Genomic DNA, 15,589 nt, shown 5'->3' with positions numbered 1-15,589 from the left:
GTTGGCGGCTGATCATGGAATATTATTCCACAATAGCAAAGCGCGGAAATCGAAACCCCCGCAGTTCGTCTGCTCTTCAATCGATTGCTTGAGTTCGTCGCAGGGATTGTGCGTCCTTCCTTCGCTGTCAGTCAGAGTGTCACTTTGCGCCAAATCCATGTGTAATGGGGCAGTCCCACAACGGGCGAGTTCCCACTAAGGGTGAATCCGCAACCTTGCCGGCTGGGTTATTGCGGCGACGCCTATGCTTGCGTCAAGCTTGTCCCAGCACCTGCCTTCGGATATCATTGGCAAGTGGGTGCAATTCATGAGACGGCAACGATCCGACGAGGCTGTATCCCATTCCATCCGACGCCCATGCCCAGCCATCTACCTTGCCCTCCGAATGCGGCGTCATCGTTTTGTTCTGATCGACGATCATCGGTCTGGTCAACATAACAAGGCGAGTGCCACGGTCGTTGTCATACATCAACATCAGGCCGGCACCATGCGGTGTCGAAATAACCCGCCCTCCCATGAGTCGATAACCGGATTTCGACAAGTCGGGCAGCACTGGCTTGCGCCCCATTCGGTCCGTAGCCCAATCCACCAGCTGCAGCATATTGTCGGCACGCAGTTCCACTGGCCTGACTGGGTCCGAGGCGTAAGTGGCAAAGCTTTGCGACGCCTCGCTTGCAAGCGCCGTCACACCTTCTCTCGGCAGAGAAACAATATAGTGCATGTACCAGCCGCCCGAACCGCCCGCAAATAGCAGCACGGCTGCTGCAGCGGCAGCTCTCCAATACGACACGCGGTTTTGCCGGCGTGGAGCAATCATGTGCGTAAGGTTGAGCCTTGTCGGAACCGGCTCTTCGGCGACTGGATCAAGTGTGGAATGCAGCATACCGCGCTGGACGGAATAGGACGCAAAACGACTGGCAATTTCGGGGTATTTTTTCAGATAGGCCGACACTTCGGCTCTGCGTGTATCATCGAGCACACCATCGATATAGGCGTGAAGGTCATCCTCGGTAACGGGCTTGTCGGTCATTTCACTCTCCGCAAATGCGACCCTGGCTTCATGTCAGAAGCGGTGGGATTCTCCAAGATCTGTCGGAGACGTTCCCGTCCTCGCGACAGCCGGGACATGACCGTCCCAATCGGGATCGCCAGCACCTCCGCGACCTGTGCATAGGAAAGGTCCTCAACGGAGACCAGCAGCAGTACGCTGCGTTGGTCATCGGGCAGTTGGTTCAGCGACTTCATTATCTCGCCCCTCACGAGGCCATCCTCCTGTGTCGCCCGGCGTGCCAGGACGTCTTCATTGAGATCCTCAAAAGCGACATGCTGACCGCGTCGTGTGATCTGCCGTAGACGATTGATCGCAAGATTATGCAAGATCGTGAACACCCATGTCCGTGCATCCTCGTTGCGGCGAAGATGCCAGTGGGCGATCACCCGCTCCAGGCAGTCCTGCACCAGATCATCCGCGCCAACAGAGTCGTGAAGCAAACCGCGGGCGTAGCGGCGCAACGACGGGATCATCGGTTCGATTTGAGATAGCAGATCATCCATAAGTCACCTTAGTCGTCGGCGAGGCGGCCCACCTTTGAGGGCGGGCCACGATCGTCATTTTGACTGGACCTGAACGATTTCACCAGGCTTGCCGTCGGTCGAGGTTGCAACCACGAGATAGCGTTTCTCGTCTTTGTGCTTCGCTTCGACGATCTGCCGGATCGGGCCGACCGCATTGACAATAGCCGAGCCAGCAGGATTCGTCATGAAGTTCGACAGCCCCTGCAACACGCCACTCCCATCCGGCTTGTCGGACAGAGCCAGGACATAAGGCTTCTTCGGCTCAAGGTCACTGACCGCGGCCTGAAGAACCTGCGACAAACCCTGATCAAACAGCGCTACGCTGGTCGGCGCCTTGCCGTGTTCTCTCTTTCCCTTCGCAACCAGGTTCAGATGAGCGGCCCGACCTGCAACGCCGAGTGGCACCAGGTTCTGCGTGCCGTCGCCTTGGGGAACCGCGTTCGGCACATAGGCCACGGCCTGCGGTGCCTGGCCAATCGGGATGTTGGCGATGACCTTGTTGGTCAGCGTGTTGATCACGGCGAACTCGTCAGCGTTCTCGAGACCGACGTAGACGCGTGTGCCGTCACCCGACGGCCAGATCCCGTGCGGAAGGTTACCGACCGGAATCGTCGCGACCTGTTCGAACGTATCCGTGCGGAACACTTTCACTTCGTTCAATCCGCCGACCGTTACATAGGCGAACCTGCCGTTCTTGTTGATGACCAAATTGACGTGGTTGGTGATCGGGCCGGTATCGAGCGTCTTGATGAGGTCGAAGGGCGCCTGGGCATTGAAGACCTGCGTCTTGCCGACGTCCTTCAGCGTAAACCAGACCTGCTTGCCATCAGGCGAAGCTGCAATGTTCGGGCAGAAGGGGCTTTCCTGTTTCACATGGCCGACGATCTGATGGTCGGCAACGGTTACGACGGCGACATCAGGATTGAAGGACGAGCAGATGTAGCCGTATTTGCCGTCCGGCGAGAATATCTGCATGCCGGGGCCGGGAGCGACCTTGATGCGGGTCTTTTCCTCGAAGCTATTGGCGTCGATGACAGAAATATAGTCTTCGCCCCGTACCGTGACCCAGACTTCCTTACCATCCGGCGTAAAGAACGCCTCATGCGGAGAACGGCCGACATAGGTCGTGTGCTTGACCGCATTGGTCGCCGTATCGATGAAGGTTACGGAGTTCGAGCCGATTGAGACGACGGCGAGCGTCTTGTGTTCGGGTGAGAAACCCATGCCATGGACGAGGACTTGGCCCTTGTAGAGCGGGCTCAGGTTGCCTGGCTGCGGATCGCCCAGCTTGATGACACCCAGGAGCTTGTTGTCGACGGGGTCGGAAACCGAAACGGTGTTGGAGAACTGTTCGGCGGCGTAGATTCGGTCCTCGTGGCTGATCGGAATATCCGGATCGGAGGCGAGCCCCGGTGCCTGACCGGCAAAGCTTGTTACTGGTGCAAGCATGGTGCAGGCGAGAAGGGCTAAAGGTATATGGGTACGTTTCACGTGGTCGGTCCTTTTCAATTGGCTGGTCTCATCATCATCTGTGTGGCCGGGGCCTCCGATGATATGTCCTCGTCAGAGCTCGAATGGATTGGTGTGATGGCTTGCTGCTCGATTTGGGTAGGCACCGCTGCAGATGTCGGCAGAGGATCGCCAAGCGCCATCCGCATGGCTACGATTTCCTGTTGCTGCTCAACGATGATTTCCTGTGCGAGGCGCTTGAGCTGATCGTTGTTGCCGTAACGCAGATAAGCAATCGCCATGTCGATCGCACCCTGATGATGCGGGATCATCATCTCGACGAAATCGCGATTGACGTCGCCGGTCGGCTTGACGGCCATGTCGTTCATCATCTTCGTCATGGCGGCATCGTTTTCGTTGAGAAAGGGCGTCTCATCGCTCACAGCAACAGCAGCGTGCTGATGCGAGGCGGAATCGTGAGCAAAGGCCGAAACCGAAAGCAAGGCCAGGACCCACGGGGCAATGAAAATGCGGGAGCTACGATAAAAAGAGGTCATGTTGGTCTCCTGATGCTTCTTGGGCAAGTTCAGGAGGGTAGACATCGTACTTGGAAGATTATTCCAGGTCGTGAGAACTTTCTCGCGTTGGCACCCTACGAGGTCATCAAAGAGAAGTGCGGCCCGTGACGACGTGTCCGGGCAACATCTTCCGTCAGGCTGGATCTTCGGTCCCGAAAATCGCCACAAGTCCGAGTGCTACACCCCCCTGTAGCGATTTCGAAAATAGCGCCTTGAGCGCCCTTGCCGCGCGGCCGGTTCCTTTTTGCAAAAGGGGTACAAAAACATAGCGGTTTGTGATCGCCGCCAATGTCATCACGATGACGAGCACGATTTTGACCAGCAGCTTCACCTGGTACGGCGAGTGCAGATCGGTCGGAAAGTGTCCGACGATCAGCGCAGTCTTGACGATGCCGCTTAGAAAGACCGCGGCGACAACGATATGACCCAATGTCGAAAATCGCCCTAGCGCCAAGTTTGCCAGTGGACGCAACTGAGGATTTCCGGTCACCTGCATTAGAAAAACGAAGGCAACGAGCCCACCGATCCACGCACCTGCGGAAAGGACATGCACAATATCCATTGCCGCCTGCAGGAGCCGCAAGGCGCCGTCGTTCATATTCGCGTGCCCGGCAAGGGCAAGGCCGCTCAGCGACAAACCTGCCAATCCCGCCAGTACTCCAGTATTCCCGGCCCGCCAATATCGCACCAGCCATCGCCAATGCTCGCGACCTGTGCCGGCAGGGCGATCAGCACCGCCAGACAAAGGATGGCCGCGCACCACATCGACAGGCTGGCGAGGCGCCGCGTGATTGCCGTCGAAAGCGGTGCGGGGACTGCCCACGATAAGTAACCGAAACAGCCCCAGGTCACCATAAGGGTGACATCGATGAGACCGCGGCTGATAACCCAGGCCGAATGCGGGTCAATCACCGTTTTACTGTGAGGCTGTAGCTTCCCTCGCTCTCGTGTCCATCGACCGAGAGGACATGCCATTTGACGGTATAAACGTCCGGAGCAAGAGGCGATGAAAGCGCAATACGCAAAGTGGTGTCGTCGCCCTCGGCAAGGGTCGGTTTGTCGTGTGGCACATCGGTACCTGAAGTATTCACGACATCGACGCCCGAGAAAGCGAGATTCAGTCCCTCCGTGAAACCCAGCGACAAAGTTGTGGGAGAAGACGATAAAGTGTTCTGGTCAGCGGGTGTCGTCTCCTTCAGCTGCGCGTGTGCCAGCCCGGGCCGGCAGACAGAATGAAGCCAAGTCCGCCGAGTATGAAGAGTGTCGAAACGCGTTTCATCCTGCAATATCCTTTCAATACGGATTGTTAATCGGTTCTGTGGACAACCGGAGAAGCCGATTATTCCGCAAGACGCCTGAAAGTTTTGACAGAGGAACGATTGCTCAGCGTCTGAAAATCGTCGCGGGCGGCGTTGGAATAAATCGGCACTTTTGTTTGTTAGGTGTCGGCTTCGGCTCTGCGGAAAAAGGGTTGTGTGCGTCAAATTCTGCAAAACTGGGCGGGTCGTGAGACTGGTCATGCGGCTTGACGAAGTGTGAGTTTCTTGTGCGTGCGCAAGTCATCCATATTGATGTGGCGATTGACCTCCATCCAGTTTTCGTGGGTTTCGACGGCGGGTGCCCGCACCAGGCGTAGCAGCTCTCAGTATTGGGAAAGATGCGCACAACATAGGTTCTGCGTCGGATCTCCTCGTTGAGGCGCCCCAGCATGTTGGTGCTCTTGAGATGCTTGTGATGCTGGCGCGGCAGTTGGAAGAAGGTCAGCATCTGCTCGATGGTTTCCTCGACCCAGGAGGAGTAAGGTGCTCAGACCTTCGACCGCATCCTCGATGAGATGGACCAGTACAACTTAGGCTTAGGCGGTGATCTAATCGACGCGGCCGACACGATCGCTGACATTTGGACTAGTCTATCCGCTACGACTGCGAACAAGGTTCGTGTCATGCAGGGGCTTGGCCCCAATTGAGTTCCGCCACAGGCTGATCGGAATTGAATATGATACTGCCGTCAGTCCTCCCGCCTCAAATGATCACATTTGTTAAAATCGCAGGCATCGGCGAGCAATCCAGCTGAACAGCGTTATTTGTTAGTCGGCTTCAAGCACCAACGATTAATTTGCAGACTTTTGGCGTAGCCGTCGTAACTGTCTGTGAACCGTCGATCGATCTACGCCGAGCAGGCGTGCTGCAGCCGAAATGTTCCCACCCGACAACGCAAGGGCCTCTGAAAGGCGTGCTGACGAGTCCTCGCCACGTGTCGCCGCCGCGTGGATCGAAGACGACTTGGACGCCGAATGATAAAGATGGTCGGGTAGGTCTACGGGCTCAATTGTCGTTGCTTCGCAAAGTGCAGAAGCAACATCAAGGACGTTGTAGAGCTCGCGGATGTTGCCGGGCCAATTGTGCTGCTTGAGCAGCATCCTTGCTTGCCCACTCAGGTCAGGGCTGATCCCGTCAGTTGACTTAAACTTCTTGAGAATCTCATCGAGCAACCAGTCGAAATCGCCTCTGTCCCGTAAAGCGGGCAGCGACAGGGTCGCGGCATTGAGCCTGTAAAACAGGTCCTCACGGAACCTTCCTTGCGTCACGAGCTCTGCCAAGTTGCGATGCGAAGCCGACAGGACACGAATATTCACGGGCTTTGGCCTTGAAGCTCCAAGCGGTAACACTTCACGCTCGGCTAACACCCGCAGCAGGCGGCTCTGTAGTCCCAGCGGCATATCACCGATCTCGTCGAGGAAAAGCGTTCCATCATCCGCCTCCTCGATGAGACCCTTGCGGCCCTTCGCTAGCGCGCCGGTAAATGAACCGGGCCCGTAACCGAAAAGTTCGCTTTCGATGAGCTGTTCGGGCATGGCGGCGCAGTTGACTGCGATAAAACGACCGGTTGCGCCGCTGCTCTCATGGATCGCGCGGGCGAGATATTCCTTTCCCGTCCCGGTTTCACCCTGGATGAGGATGGGGATCGATTTATCGGCCAGCTTAGCGGCCTTTGCCTGAAGTGCTGCGAGTTGGGGATCACCACCGCCACTGAGGCGTCGCAGCGAGGCCGGAATCTTGTCAGGTACTGCCAGCGGACTGCGATAGCTGTAATGTGGCTCTATCGCATGCGCGAATAGAACATTGCCGTCTCGGGCAAAAACCAATCTGTCCTCCGAGGGGCGCATGCGTGTGAGATTGCCTAAATCGTTAACGTCCATATCGAAGAAGCGCGAAACAGGTTGGCCTATTAACCTTTCAGGCCGGCGCCAATCGAGACCGGACGCCCGCGCCAATATCTTTGCTCCGTCATGCGTCATTCCGATAACGCGCCCACTGCCGTCGATCGAAACGGCGGCTTCCGGATCGACATCCAAAAATTCCGGAGAGCGGGAAAAGCGCAAAACCCATTCGTTGCGCGTTTGCGCCATAAGATTGGCGAGCTCGATCCGTCGCGCGGTCGCCGTCACAAGATGGAGCGCGAGATTCTGGCTCGTCTTGATCTGCGGTGAGCGCAAAAGTGATATATCCAACACTGCCGACAATTCACCTTGCGCATCGTAAATCGGCGCGGCCGTGCACGTAAGTGGTGTATGGGCGTTATCAAAGTGATCGGTCTGGTGGATCGTCAGGGCCTCACCTGTCTCGATGCACGAACCAACCGCACAAGTTCCTGCGCGTTCTTCCGACCACTCGGAGCCGAGGTAGAGACCGGCCTTGCGCAAATTGTTGTCAAACAGCGGATCGCCCAGAAACTCGACTGTTACACCTTCCCGATCGGAGAGCAGCAGGACATAATTCTGGCCAGCGACATGACGGAAAAGGTTCTCCAGCCCCGAGCGCGCGATTGCGATGAGCTGCTCTGACTGTTGGCGATGCGCGCGCAACTGGGTATCCGGAACGATATAGGCTTCGCAACTTTGCGCCGGATCAAGCTTGTGCTGGGTGATACAACGCAGCCATGATTGCACAACGGTCTCGTCCCGGTTGCTGTTGCCTCCGAGGCTAACCGCTTCGATCTCGCGAATGTGTTCCGAATGCAAAGACATGAGTTTTGCGCGATACGCCTCCCAGCAGACCGCCTCCGTTCTTCAGGCAAGGCAGTCTGCACGAGTTGGGACGATTGTAAATAAGAGCCTCTCGAAGGTGGCGCTGCGCGGTCCAAGATCGATGACCAGTTTTCGCGTGGCGCGGAAACGCCAAATGTGCCGCGGCGAATAAGAACGATATCAGCGTCACACCTTGCCAGCGGCTAGGCGAAATAGCCGCGATGGTTAGCGCCGATCCATTGATGATACCCGAGTCCTTGCGTGCCAGATAGGCCACCAGACCGGCCACCTCCGCGTCCGCCCATGCGGCCGATTGCCATCAATGGACGAATGGCATCACGCATTGCGGCATCGTCGTTGATGTCGGTTTCGGTCGGACCGGGCTGGACCACGTTGACGGTAATACCACCGGGTCCGAGGTCGCGGGCCGTGCCCCGCGTTAACCTCGCCACGGCAGCTTTTGTCATGCTGTAGACCGATGATCCGGGGAAGCCGGCACGATCGGCCGTAACGCTCCCGGTCGTTATGATCCTCCCCCTCGCCCATATGACCAATTGCGGCCTTCACGGCAACGAAGATGGCCCGGACATTGATCAACGCCATCTGCTCGAAATCATGAAGCGGGTACTCGTCGATGCGACCAAGTTTGAGAATGCCCGCATTGTTGATGAGGATGTCGATCCGCCCAAATCGTTCAACCGTCTCACCCATCACACGACGGTCGCCGGTGATTTAGCGATGACGCGCTCGCAGTGGCTCATTAGAGGCGTCAAAATGACGGCCAACCGGCTGAGGTGTATCATCACGGCATGGAGGTGCACCGCCGCCTCCCCGATGGTACCTGGGTGTTCTTTTTGGACCATCCGTTTGGCGCCGAGCCCGACTGGGCGGTCAAGGTCCCGCCGCACAAGGAATAGGAGCAAGTCCGACCGCGGTTGGAACTCCTTATTTTTGCGTTGCCCTGTCGGGAGGGCAAGTTCAGCTTCGTCCTTGGATTGGAGGCTGTTCGGGCACTGATGGAGGAATAGATAATGAAGATCACGCAACATCTCTGGTTCGAGAAAGACATGGAACCTGCGGTTCGTTTCTACACGTCGCTGATTCCCGGCTCGTCGGTTGACTGGGTCTCGACCCTCCCGGCAGACAATCCAAGCGGGCCGGCCGGCAGCGTAAAACTTGCCGGTTTTACCCTTGGCGACCAGCGCTACATGGCTATCGAGGCAGGACCGCTCGACCCCTTCAACCACAGCTTCTCAATTATTATCGAGTGCGAGACGCAAGGCGAGATTGACCGCTTGTGGGACGCGTTGAAAGAGGGTGGCTCGACAGAGCAGTGCGGCTGGCTGCGGGATCGATGGGGCCTGTCCTGGCAGATTACCCCCAAGCGCCTCGGTGAACTGATGAGCGACCCAAACCAGGCAAAGGCCAAGCGCGTAGCAGAGGCCATGCTCAAGATGACGAAATTTGATATCGCCGGTCTGGAAGCCGCCGCAAGTGGCTGAACTTCCCAGGGGACGATTATCCGTTGAAGGGCCTGGAGTTTGAGCATCCTTCGTGCCGCAAGAGCGGGAGGACCCGGGGCCAAGCTTCACCAGGGCGGCAGGCCTCCTCTTTGCGAGGCGTTTATGGTTAATCTCCGGCAAATCCATATCGTCGATCCGGTCGGCGAAGCGAGCGGAACAAGACTTTGGCTTTATTGGCAAAGTTGACGACGGCGTTCCTCAATGTCTGCGCAAGAACCGAGGACGGCGGATAAGCGGTCTCGCAGGGATGGCGAGATAAGAAACAGGTTCGCGCGCGTTCCAGCTTTACGACGGAAAACGCTTGTCACTAACGCCAGGGAAATTTCTCAAGCAAGTATCTCTCGGTAGTGTTGAATTTCGAGCGAACAGGACTGCCTTGAGGCGGTCTTAGGCCGTCTTGCGGTTCACCCTTGGGGAGGCATAATATCGACCTCACTCGCTTGAGGATAACTCAATATGATGGGGGAGCTTCTACAACATCGTCGCCGCCGCATGATACCGGCCAGCCCTCGACGATTGATGACAGTCGCGAGGAGGGTGCGCGATTTTGGCACCGAGCGTTATCCGGAAGCATCCCGAAGGCGCTTGAGACAGGTGAACATCCTCAACAGCGTCTTGATTGCCGCATATTTTTTCTTTGCGGCGTTTTATACATTGGCGGACTTGAAATTGTTGGCTGTCGCGGTCCTGTTGAACGTCCCATTCTTCCTGGTGCCGCCCTTCCTCCACCGCTTAAGTGAGATTGCCGCCGCCACCTACATCGGTATCCATGCTGCATTTGCGTTTCTGCTCTTCTCGTTGATTGTTGGTTCGGCGGCCGGAATTCATTTCTGGCTGCTCGCAGCGAGTGGACTGATCGTTTTCTTCGGGACACAACGCATCTTCGCGGCAGCATCGCTCGTTTGTTTCATGCTCGGCATGTTTTTGGTTATCGAGTACTCGGTACCACGCTTCATTGAAACCGCTCCCGTCTCCCCATTCCTTGCCGCGACCATCAAGAGCGTCGCAGTGTTCGGAAGTACGTTCATAAGTGCCGGGTTTGTCTATTTAGCCATGCATATGGCCGACCAGGCCGAGACTGCGCTCGAATCTGAATATGCCCGCTCGGAAGCACTTCTGGGCAGTATCATGCCCACCAAGATTGCGGCGCGGCTGAAGCGCGATCCGCAAGCCACCATTGCGGAAAAATACGACCAAGTGACACTGGTCTTTGCGGACATCGTGAACTTTACGCCGAGGGCAAACCTGCTCGCGCCAGAAGATCTGGTCGCCTTCCTCAATCGAATTTTTTCAGCCTTTGATACGCTTGCTGAAAAACATGGTCTGGAGAAAATAAAGACCATCGGAGACGCATATATGGTCGCCGGCGGCCTTCCAGAGGCTCAAATCAGACAGGTCTCAACCGCCGCAGACATGGCGCTCGATATGTTGGCGGCAGTACGAATACTGAGCCTGGAGATGGGAGAAGAGATCTCCGTCAGGATAGGAATTCACACCGGTCCGGCAGTCGCTGGAGTGCTTGGCAAGCGTAAACTGTTTTATGACGTTTGGGGTGACACCGTAAACACCGCGGCGCGAATGGAGGCCTATGGTGTGCCGGGCCGGATTCAAGTTACCGAGGACGTCTATAAGCTCCTCGTTGATACATACGCATTTGAGACGAGAGGTGAGATCGAGGTAAAGGGCAAGGGTCGAATGCCTGTCTATTTCCTGCTAAGTGCGCATCTTAAGGAAAAGCCGCCATCGCTTTCATGACGTGCTGATCGCGACGAGTGCGCCCGCGCCGGAGACCGTGCCACTCCAGACTCGTAACCGAAACGTTCGCGCCAGCCCCTCCCATTGATGGCACGATCGTCTAACGCTCAGGATGCGACGCCGGGACTGAACATCTCGCGCATCTTCTCAAGATAGTGGTCTTCCGAGGTTGTCCAGCGCAAGTCGGCCACGAGTTTGGTGTCAGGTCCAGCCAGATAGCGGATCCTTTTCCCCTCCTCGGTCGCCGCTGCAAAGACCGTCTCAGCGACTTCCATTTCCGTGCAATATGGCGTCGGATAGCTGGTCATCCTTTCGAAATATGCCTGAGCAAACGACGCATAGTCCGCCGGGATCAGTCCCTGCATGCGCGCCCCGGTGTTGGCAACAAAGTTCGTCGTCGGGGCATAGCCCGGTTCAACAAGCCTGGCCTTGATTGCGAACTGGTCCAACTCATATGACAGTGATTCTGTGAAGCCCTCGACTGCGCATTTGCTCGCCGTATAGACAGCAACGAGTGGCATGGGGGCAATGCCAGCACTTGACGTTACGTTGATGATGATCCCATGACCTTGCTCGCGCATTTGCGGAATGACGGCACGGCAGGTTGAAAACACGCCAAATGTATTGGTCTCGAATATTTCGCGCACCCTCGTGTACGGGGTGGCTTCAACGGCTGAAGCCAAGCCAAGTCCGGCATTGTTTACCAGTACGTCGACGGCTCCAAAGGTCGCAACGCTGGCAACAATCGCCCTGCCGATGCTGTCGGCGTCTGTGACATCGAGCGGCAGCAGTTTCAGCCGCTCGGATGTCGTTGCGAATACGGTCGGATCGGGTCGACGCATCGTGGCGACGACATTCCAGCCACGATCAAGAAAGAATGTGGCTATTGCCTTGCCATAGCCCGACGAGGTTCCAGTGATGACGATAGTCTTGTTCATTGGGGTCTCCTTTTCAACTTCGCCTCCAGGATAGACACCGTGTTTAGGAGAAACTATAATCAGCTGTCGCATATTCATTATGGATCGTCCAAAAATGGATCCCTTCACCGACCTCATCGCATTGCTCCGCCCCTCCGCCGCGGTGTCAAAACCAATCACTGGGCGCGGCAAGTGGGGCGTGCGCTATGGTGCTTACGGCCTGCCGGGGTTTGCAATCGTGCTTGAAGGGCGATGCTGCCTATCGATCGACGGCAACGAACCCCTGCGCCTTGATCGCGGCGATTTCGTGCTACTGCCGTCCACTCCGGCGTTCGCACTTCTTAGTCAGCCCGATGCCGAATGTGTTCATGGCGAACCAACCGACACTCCCGTTCGCCACGGCGAACAGGAGGGTGAGCCTGATTTCAGGATGCTCGGGGGCAGCTTTCGCATCGAAATGGTCAACGCGCCGCTTTTGGTCACGCTCCTGCCCGGAGTAGTGCACATTCGTGCATCAGAGGGCGGTGCTGGTCGGCTTGCTCGCATCATCGACCTGATCATGGAGGAGTGTGCGTCCGATCATCCGGGTAGGGAAATCATCTTGCAGCGGCTTTTGGAAGTCATGCTTGTGGAGTCCCTGCGCTGGCGCAGCTTTGGCGAGGGCATGTTGCCGGCGGGATTGCTCCGCGGTATGCGCGACCCGGTCCTGGCAGGGGTGCTGCGGGCGTTACATTCCGATGTTCGCGCCGGATGGACAGTGGCCGAGCTTGCAGGACTTGCCCGCATGTCGCGCTCGGCCTTCGCGGCGCGGTTCACTCAGACTCTCGGCTGTGCGCCCATCGAATATTTATCCCGATGGCGCATGGCGTTGGCCCAGGATGCCCTGAGCAGAGGCGCAAGGTCACTTGACCGACTTGCCGACGAGATCGGCTATGAATCGGCCAGTGCCTTCAGTACTGCGTTTCGCCGACGCGTCGGTTGCTCACCGGGCATGTTCGCGCGCTCCCATCAGGCCCAGCCGAGAGCTCCTCGCGCCTTAATTAGTCGCAATAGATCTGGCACAGAAGCGTAGTCATTCCGCGCTTCTTACCAGCAGCGGACTTTGCGGGTGACGACCGACTTCAAGGCGTCGTCACCGTTACCCTGCCCCTCATGTTCGGGTGAAATCGGCAGTAGTATTCCACCGATTGGTCCCCGTCCAAAATCAGGCTGGCGGATTTACCCGCCGGTATCAGAACATCCCAGCCCCCTTTTACCGTAGCGGTGTGGTCCAGAATGTCCTTGTTGATCCATTCGATCGTGTCGCCAACCTTTGCGTTGAGGATTCTCGGGGAGAAAACCAGCTTGTCGATCGTGACCTGAATGGTTTCAGCCTTTGCAGTTGCGCCGGTCATGCTAAGCGCAACAACAAAACCGATCCACGGAAGCCGGGCGTACACCATAACTTAATCCTCATTTAAGTTCCGAGGCGACGTGCTCGGCATGCTGTTCATGGCCCTGGAATATTTTCAGACCCGTCTCAAGCAGGCTCTTAAGGTCGGCATTGGTTGCAGAAGGGATGAGGAGTGTTTTGAGTGCACCATTCACCTGCTTGTGGTAAGCGACCTCATTGTCGACATAGGCCTTGTCAAACGCTGCGCCACTAAGTTTGGCAAGTTTGTCTCGTTTGGCGGCGGCCGCCTTGGTCAGGCTACGGCTGGTATCATTGTCTTCGGGCGTGACTTTCAGCTTCTTGACCAGATCAAGTGCCTGCTTGTTCACGGCTTCATGGTCGCGAACCATATCATTGGCAAAGCCGACGACATTCTTGTTCTTCGATTTCTTGATTGCCTGCTGTGCTGCTTCGATGTCGATCGTGCCCGCCGTATAGGCGATATGCGCGATCTGGGGATCGGTTGGCTTGTCAGCTCCTTGCGCCAAAGGCGCGCCACCAAACAGAATGAATGCTGCAACCGTAGCTGTTTTGCGAGAAAGCATGGATATCCTCCTTTGCCCTGCCGAATGGCGAGCATCTATTTCAATGGGCAATTATTGGATGTCCGTGAGTGGAAACGGTTCCTTAAGAATTATTCTGGAAAGCCGAGCCGCTTTATGACTGCAGCCGTCAGCCTTTCGCACCGCTGTCCAGCAAACGGAAACGCATCAAGCATCACCGGTCCGATCTCCTCGTCCAATTGCTTGCGCACGAGGCGCCTGGCCCGATGAAGCCGCGTCTTCACCGTTTGCGGACGAATATCAAGGAGCCTAGCCGTTTCGTCGATGCTCAGACCCTCGATCACCCGGGCGACGAAGACGATCCGGTAGGTGTTGGGCAGTTTATCTGTTGCCTTTTCAACGAGCTGCAGTAACTGTCGCTGTGCCATCGTCCGCTCCGGATCGTCGGTTGCCCTCAGTGGAAACTGAATGACCTTGGTGTCCTCAACACATCGCGCCGCAACAGCAGTCGTTCGTCGCTGCTTGCGCAACCGGCCAAGCGCTTCGTTGATCACAATGCGGGAAAGCCAGGTGGCGAGTGACGAGTCGCCGCGAAAGCTATCCAGATGCGCAAAGGCCCTTACGTAGGCTTCCTGGACGATATCTTCAGCTTCGGCATCATTTCGCACGATGCCCCGGGCAATCCGGTAAAGCTGGCGGTTGTGTGCTCGCATAATTGCGCGGAAGGCATCGCCGTCACGGGTTAGGGCATGTCGGACGAGCTGAAGGTCGCCCACCCGAGCCGGTAGCGTACATTCCTTTGTTGAAATTGCGGGCATCAGTAACCTCCTCGGCCTTTTAGATGCCGCTCGCGCAAAAAGGTTTCCACATTTGGCGGTTATTCGCAATGCGAGAGCCGGTATTGGGATCGGCGGCGCTGCGGCTCTTATGCGAGGCGGGCGGATGGGACGACCGAATTTGCCTTGTCACGAACCGTTCGGGATTTCGTCCACATTGATCTCACTTCGCCTTTTCCGTAACGAAACGCCTGAAAGCCTCCAGGGTCTCCGGACTGACATGGTGTTCGATGCCCTCGGCATCAATCCTTGCCGTCTCGATACCGATGCCGATCGCGCATAGAAACGATTCAACAATCTGATGGCGCTCGCGGCTCTGTTCGGCGAGCTGTTTGCCAATATCCGTCAGGAAAATGCCGCGATATCGCCGCTGCTGGATATAGCCGTCCACAGCTAGCCGCTTTAGCATTTTTGCGACCGTTGGTTGGGCGACGCCAAGGCGAAGCGCTATATCGACTTGCCGGGCCTCCCCCCCATCTTCGATAAGATCGGCGATAAGTTCGACGTAATCCTCAACCAGCTCTGTCCGACGGTTATTACGGGTACGCCGGAAGCTTTCCATATGTGTGCTGGCATCAACGAGCAAACTTTCGGAATCGCTGAAGGCCTTGTCCTCTGCACGCATTAGAACTTCACTTTGCGAACGTTTTGAACGAGCCACTTGTATAACATAGCCATTGCTATTGTTCCATCGCGCCCGAAAACTTCTACACCACTTGGATGGGCCGCTACAGCGCGAGCATAGCCCTTGCTATATTATCAGCACAGTGCTCTACTTCATTTAAAGTGCTAATGAAAAGCGGGTTGCCAAGGAGCCAGGGGTGGCTTCGTTGGAAAGATAGGGAATACCCCACCACAGCGAGTCCGGGTCATCGTTCAGTGCCATTGGATTTCACAACCAGCCAATTCACAGCCAGGGGCTTAATCATGGTGAGCGGTCAAAAAGTGAGCGGTCAAAAACAACTTTTCAAAGGCGCAGTGTTCATTTGGATCG

17 protein-coding genes and 1 pseudogene are annotated in these 15,589 nt (G+C 56.6%); 3 read left to right on the top strand and 15 right to left on the bottom strand.

The genetic code is table 11. The features are described 5' to 3' along the window. Positions 1-253: 253 nt before the first annotated feature. The 10 genes and pseudogenes from AAAB35_RS02520 to AAAB35_RS02475 form a co-directional block, all read right to left on the bottom strand. A complete protein-coding gene (locus tag AAAB35_RS02520) occupies positions 254-1,030 on the bottom strand; it encodes an anti-sigma factor (RefSeq protein WP_340666662.1) in 777 nt (258 codons plus the stop codon). Further along, positions 1,027-1,554 carry a sigma-70 family RNA polymerase sigma factor gene (locus AAAB35_RS02515; protein ID WP_340666661.1) on the bottom strand — a complete coding sequence of 176 codons (528 nt, stop codon included), beginning with the start codon at positions 1,552-1,554 and terminating at the stop codon, positions 1,027-1,029. The genes AAAB35_RS02520 and AAAB35_RS02515 overlap by 4 nt, the downstream gene beginning before the upstream one ends. Positions 1,555-1,608: 54 nt before the next feature. Beyond that, entirely contained in the window at positions 1,609-3,024 is a 1,416-nt protein-coding gene (locus AAAB35_RS02510; protein ID WP_340666672.1) for a YncE family protein, read from the bottom strand. A gap of 56 nt (positions 3,025-3,080) precedes the next feature. Next, positions 3,081-3,581 carry a DUF305 domain-containing protein gene (locus tag AAAB35_RS02505; protein WP_340666660.1) on the bottom strand — a complete coding sequence of 167 codons (501 nt, stop codon included), beginning with the start codon at positions 3,579-3,581 and terminating at the stop codon, positions 3,081-3,083. 154 nt (positions 3,582-3,735) lie between these two features. Next, the gene (locus AAAB35_RS02500; RefSeq protein ID WP_340666659.1) at positions 3,736-4,248 is read right to left on the bottom strand and encodes a CopD family protein; all 513 of its coding nucleotides are present in this window, start codon (positions 4,246-4,248) and stop codon (positions 3,736-3,738) included. Next, positions 4,230-4,514, bottom strand: a complete 285-nt coding sequence (locus AAAB35_RS02495) for a hypothetical protein (protein WP_340666658.1) — start codon at positions 4,512-4,514, stop codon at positions 4,230-4,232. Before AAAB35_RS02495 ends, AAAB35_RS02500 begins: the two co-directional genes overlap by 19 nt. Further along, positions 4,511-5,122: a copper homeostasis periplasmic binding protein CopC gene (gene copC, locus AAAB35_RS02490; RefSeq protein WP_340666657.1), complete on the bottom strand. Its 612-nt coding sequence runs from the start codon at positions 5,120-5,122 to the stop codon at positions 4,511-4,513. The genes AAAB35_RS02495 and copC overlap by 4 nt, the downstream gene beginning before the upstream one ends. Then, a pseudogene (locus tag AAAB35_RS02485) lies at positions 5,119-5,399 on the bottom strand (transposase); the annotation flags it as partial. The pseudogene AAAB35_RS02485 and the gene copC, both read right to left, overlap by 4 nt. Positions 5,400-5,712: 313 nt before the next feature. Next, positions 5,713-7,629: a sigma-54-dependent Fis family transcriptional regulator gene (locus AAAB35_RS02480; protein ID WP_340666656.1), complete on the bottom strand. Its 1,917-nt coding sequence runs from the start codon at positions 7,627-7,629 to the stop codon at positions 5,713-5,715. 203 nt (positions 7,630-7,832) lie between these two features. Beyond that, positions 7,833-8,183: an SDR family oxidoreductase gene (locus tag AAAB35_RS02475; RefSeq protein WP_340666655.1), complete on the bottom strand. Its 351-nt coding sequence runs from the start codon at positions 8,181-8,183 to the stop codon at positions 7,833-7,835. 474 nt (positions 8,184-8,657) lie between these two features. Here AAAB35_RS02475 and AAAB35_RS02470 point away from each other — a divergent pair, with 474 nt between their 5' ends. Both AAAB35_RS02470 and AAAB35_RS02465 read left to right on the top strand, forming a co-directional pair. After that, on the top strand, positions 8,658-9,131 hold the full coding sequence (locus AAAB35_RS02470) for a VOC family protein (protein WP_340666671.1): 474 nt from the start codon (positions 8,658-8,660) through the stop codon (positions 9,129-9,131). Positions 9,132-9,608: 477 nt separating this feature from the next. Further along, entirely contained in the window at positions 9,609-10,907 is a 1,299-nt protein-coding gene (locus AAAB35_RS02465; protein ID WP_340666654.1) for an adenylate/guanylate cyclase domain-containing protein, read from the top strand. Positions 10,908-11,014: 107 nt separating this feature from the next. Here the strand turns inward: AAAB35_RS02465 and AAAB35_RS02460 are convergent, their stop codons facing one another. Next, on the bottom strand, positions 11,015-11,845 hold the full coding sequence (locus tag AAAB35_RS02460; RefSeq protein WP_340666653.1) for an SDR family oxidoreductase: 831 nt from the start codon (positions 11,843-11,845) through the stop codon (positions 11,015-11,017). A 94-nt stretch (positions 11,846-11,939) separates the two neighbouring features. Here AAAB35_RS02460 and AAAB35_RS02455 point away from each other — a divergent pair, with 94 nt between their 5' ends. Next, on the top strand, positions 11,940-12,896 hold the full coding sequence (locus AAAB35_RS02455; protein WP_340666652.1) for an AraC family transcriptional regulator: 957 nt from the start codon (positions 11,940-11,942) through the stop codon (positions 12,894-12,896). A gap of 49 nt (positions 12,897-12,945) precedes the next feature. Here AAAB35_RS02455 and AAAB35_RS02450 read toward each other — a convergent pair whose 3' ends face one another. From AAAB35_RS02450 to mntR, 4 genes are all read right to left on the bottom strand, one after another. Further along, positions 12,946-13,266 carry a cupredoxin domain-containing protein gene (locus tag AAAB35_RS02450; protein WP_340666651.1) on the bottom strand — a complete coding sequence of 107 codons (321 nt, stop codon included), beginning with the start codon at positions 13,264-13,266 and terminating at the stop codon, positions 12,946-12,948. A 10-nt stretch (positions 13,267-13,276) separates the two neighbouring features. After that, the gene (locus AAAB35_RS02445) at positions 13,277-13,801 is read right to left on the bottom strand and encodes a DUF4142 domain-containing protein (RefSeq protein WP_340666650.1); all 525 of its coding nucleotides are present in this window, start codon (positions 13,799-13,801) and stop codon (positions 13,277-13,279) included. 89 nt (positions 13,802-13,890) lie between these two features. Further along, positions 13,891-14,577 (bottom strand): RNA polymerase sigma factor, encoded by a 687-nt coding sequence (locus AAAB35_RS02440; RefSeq protein ID WP_340666649.1) that lies wholly within the window; start codon positions 14,575-14,577, stop codon positions 13,891-13,893. A gap of 181 nt (positions 14,578-14,758) precedes the next feature. Beyond that, the gene (mntR, locus tag AAAB35_RS02435; protein ID WP_340666648.1) at positions 14,759-15,220 is read right to left on the bottom strand and encodes a manganese-binding transcriptional regulator MntR; all 462 of its coding nucleotides are present in this window, start codon (positions 15,218-15,220) and stop codon (positions 14,759-14,761) included. Positions 15,221-15,589: the final 369 nt, after the last annotated feature.

Origin of the sequence: Phyllobacterium sp., from assembly GCF_037994425.1 — a bacterium.
In the GTDB taxonomy this organism is placed as follows: Bacteria; Pseudomonadota; Alphaproteobacteria; order Rhizobiales; family Rhizobiaceae; genus Phyllobacterium.
The sequence above is the reverse complement of the archived record's forward strand: the minus strand, read 5'-3'. Positions and strand labels throughout refer to the sequence as shown.

What these genes read in the sequence shown, in the direction of transcription:
- mntR (WP_340666648.1), bottom strand. Translation starts at nt 15,220, where the DNA reads ATGCGTGCAGAGGACAAGGCCTTCAGCGATTCCGAAAGTTTGCTCGTT.
- AAAB35_RS02440 (WP_340666649.1), bottom strand. Translation starts at nt 14,577, where the DNA reads ATGCCCGCAATTTCAACAAAGGAATGTACGCTACCGGCTCGGGTGGGC.
- AAAB35_RS02480 (WP_340666656.1), bottom strand. Translation starts at nt 7,629, where the DNA reads ATGTCTTTGCATTCGGAACACATTCGCGAGATCGAAGCGGTTAGCCTC.
- AAAB35_RS02455 (WP_340666652.1), top strand. Translation starts at nt 11,940, where the DNA reads ATGGATCCCTTCACCGACCTCATCGCATTGCTCCGCCCCTCCGCCGCG.
- copC (WP_340666657.1), bottom strand. Translation starts at nt 5,122, where the DNA reads ATGACCAGTCTCACGACCCGCCCAGTTTTGCAGAATTTGACGCACACA.
- AAAB35_RS02520 (WP_340666662.1), bottom strand. Translation starts at nt 1,030, where the DNA reads ATGACCGACAAGCCCGTTACCGAGGATGACCTTCACGCCTATATCGAT.
- AAAB35_RS02505 (WP_340666660.1), bottom strand. Translation starts at nt 3,581, where the DNA reads ATGACCTCTTTTTATCGTAGCTCCCGCATTTTCATTGCCCCGTGGGTC.
- AAAB35_RS02465 (WP_340666654.1), top strand. Translation starts at nt 9,609, where the DNA reads ATGATGGGGGAGCTTCTACAACATCGTCGCCGCCGCATGATACCGGCC.
- AAAB35_RS02460 (WP_340666653.1), bottom strand. Translation starts at nt 11,845, where the DNA reads ATGAACAAGACTATCGTCATCACTGGAACCTCGTCGGGCTATGGCAAG.
- AAAB35_RS02510 (WP_340666672.1), bottom strand. Translation starts at nt 3,024, where the DNA reads ATGCTTGCACCAGTAACAAGCTTTGCCGGTCAGGCACCGGGGCTCGCC.
- AAAB35_RS02450 (WP_340666651.1), bottom strand. Translation starts at nt 13,266, where the DNA reads ATGGTGTACGCCCGGCTTCCGTGGATCGGTTTTGTTGTTGCGCTTAGC.
- AAAB35_RS02445 (WP_340666650.1), bottom strand. Translation starts at nt 13,801, where the DNA reads ATGCTTTCTCGCAAAACAGCTACGGTTGCAGCATTCATTCTGTTTGGT.
- AAAB35_RS02515 (WP_340666661.1), bottom strand. Translation starts at nt 1,554, where the DNA reads ATGGATGATCTGCTATCTCAAATCGAACCGATGATCCCGTCGTTGCGC.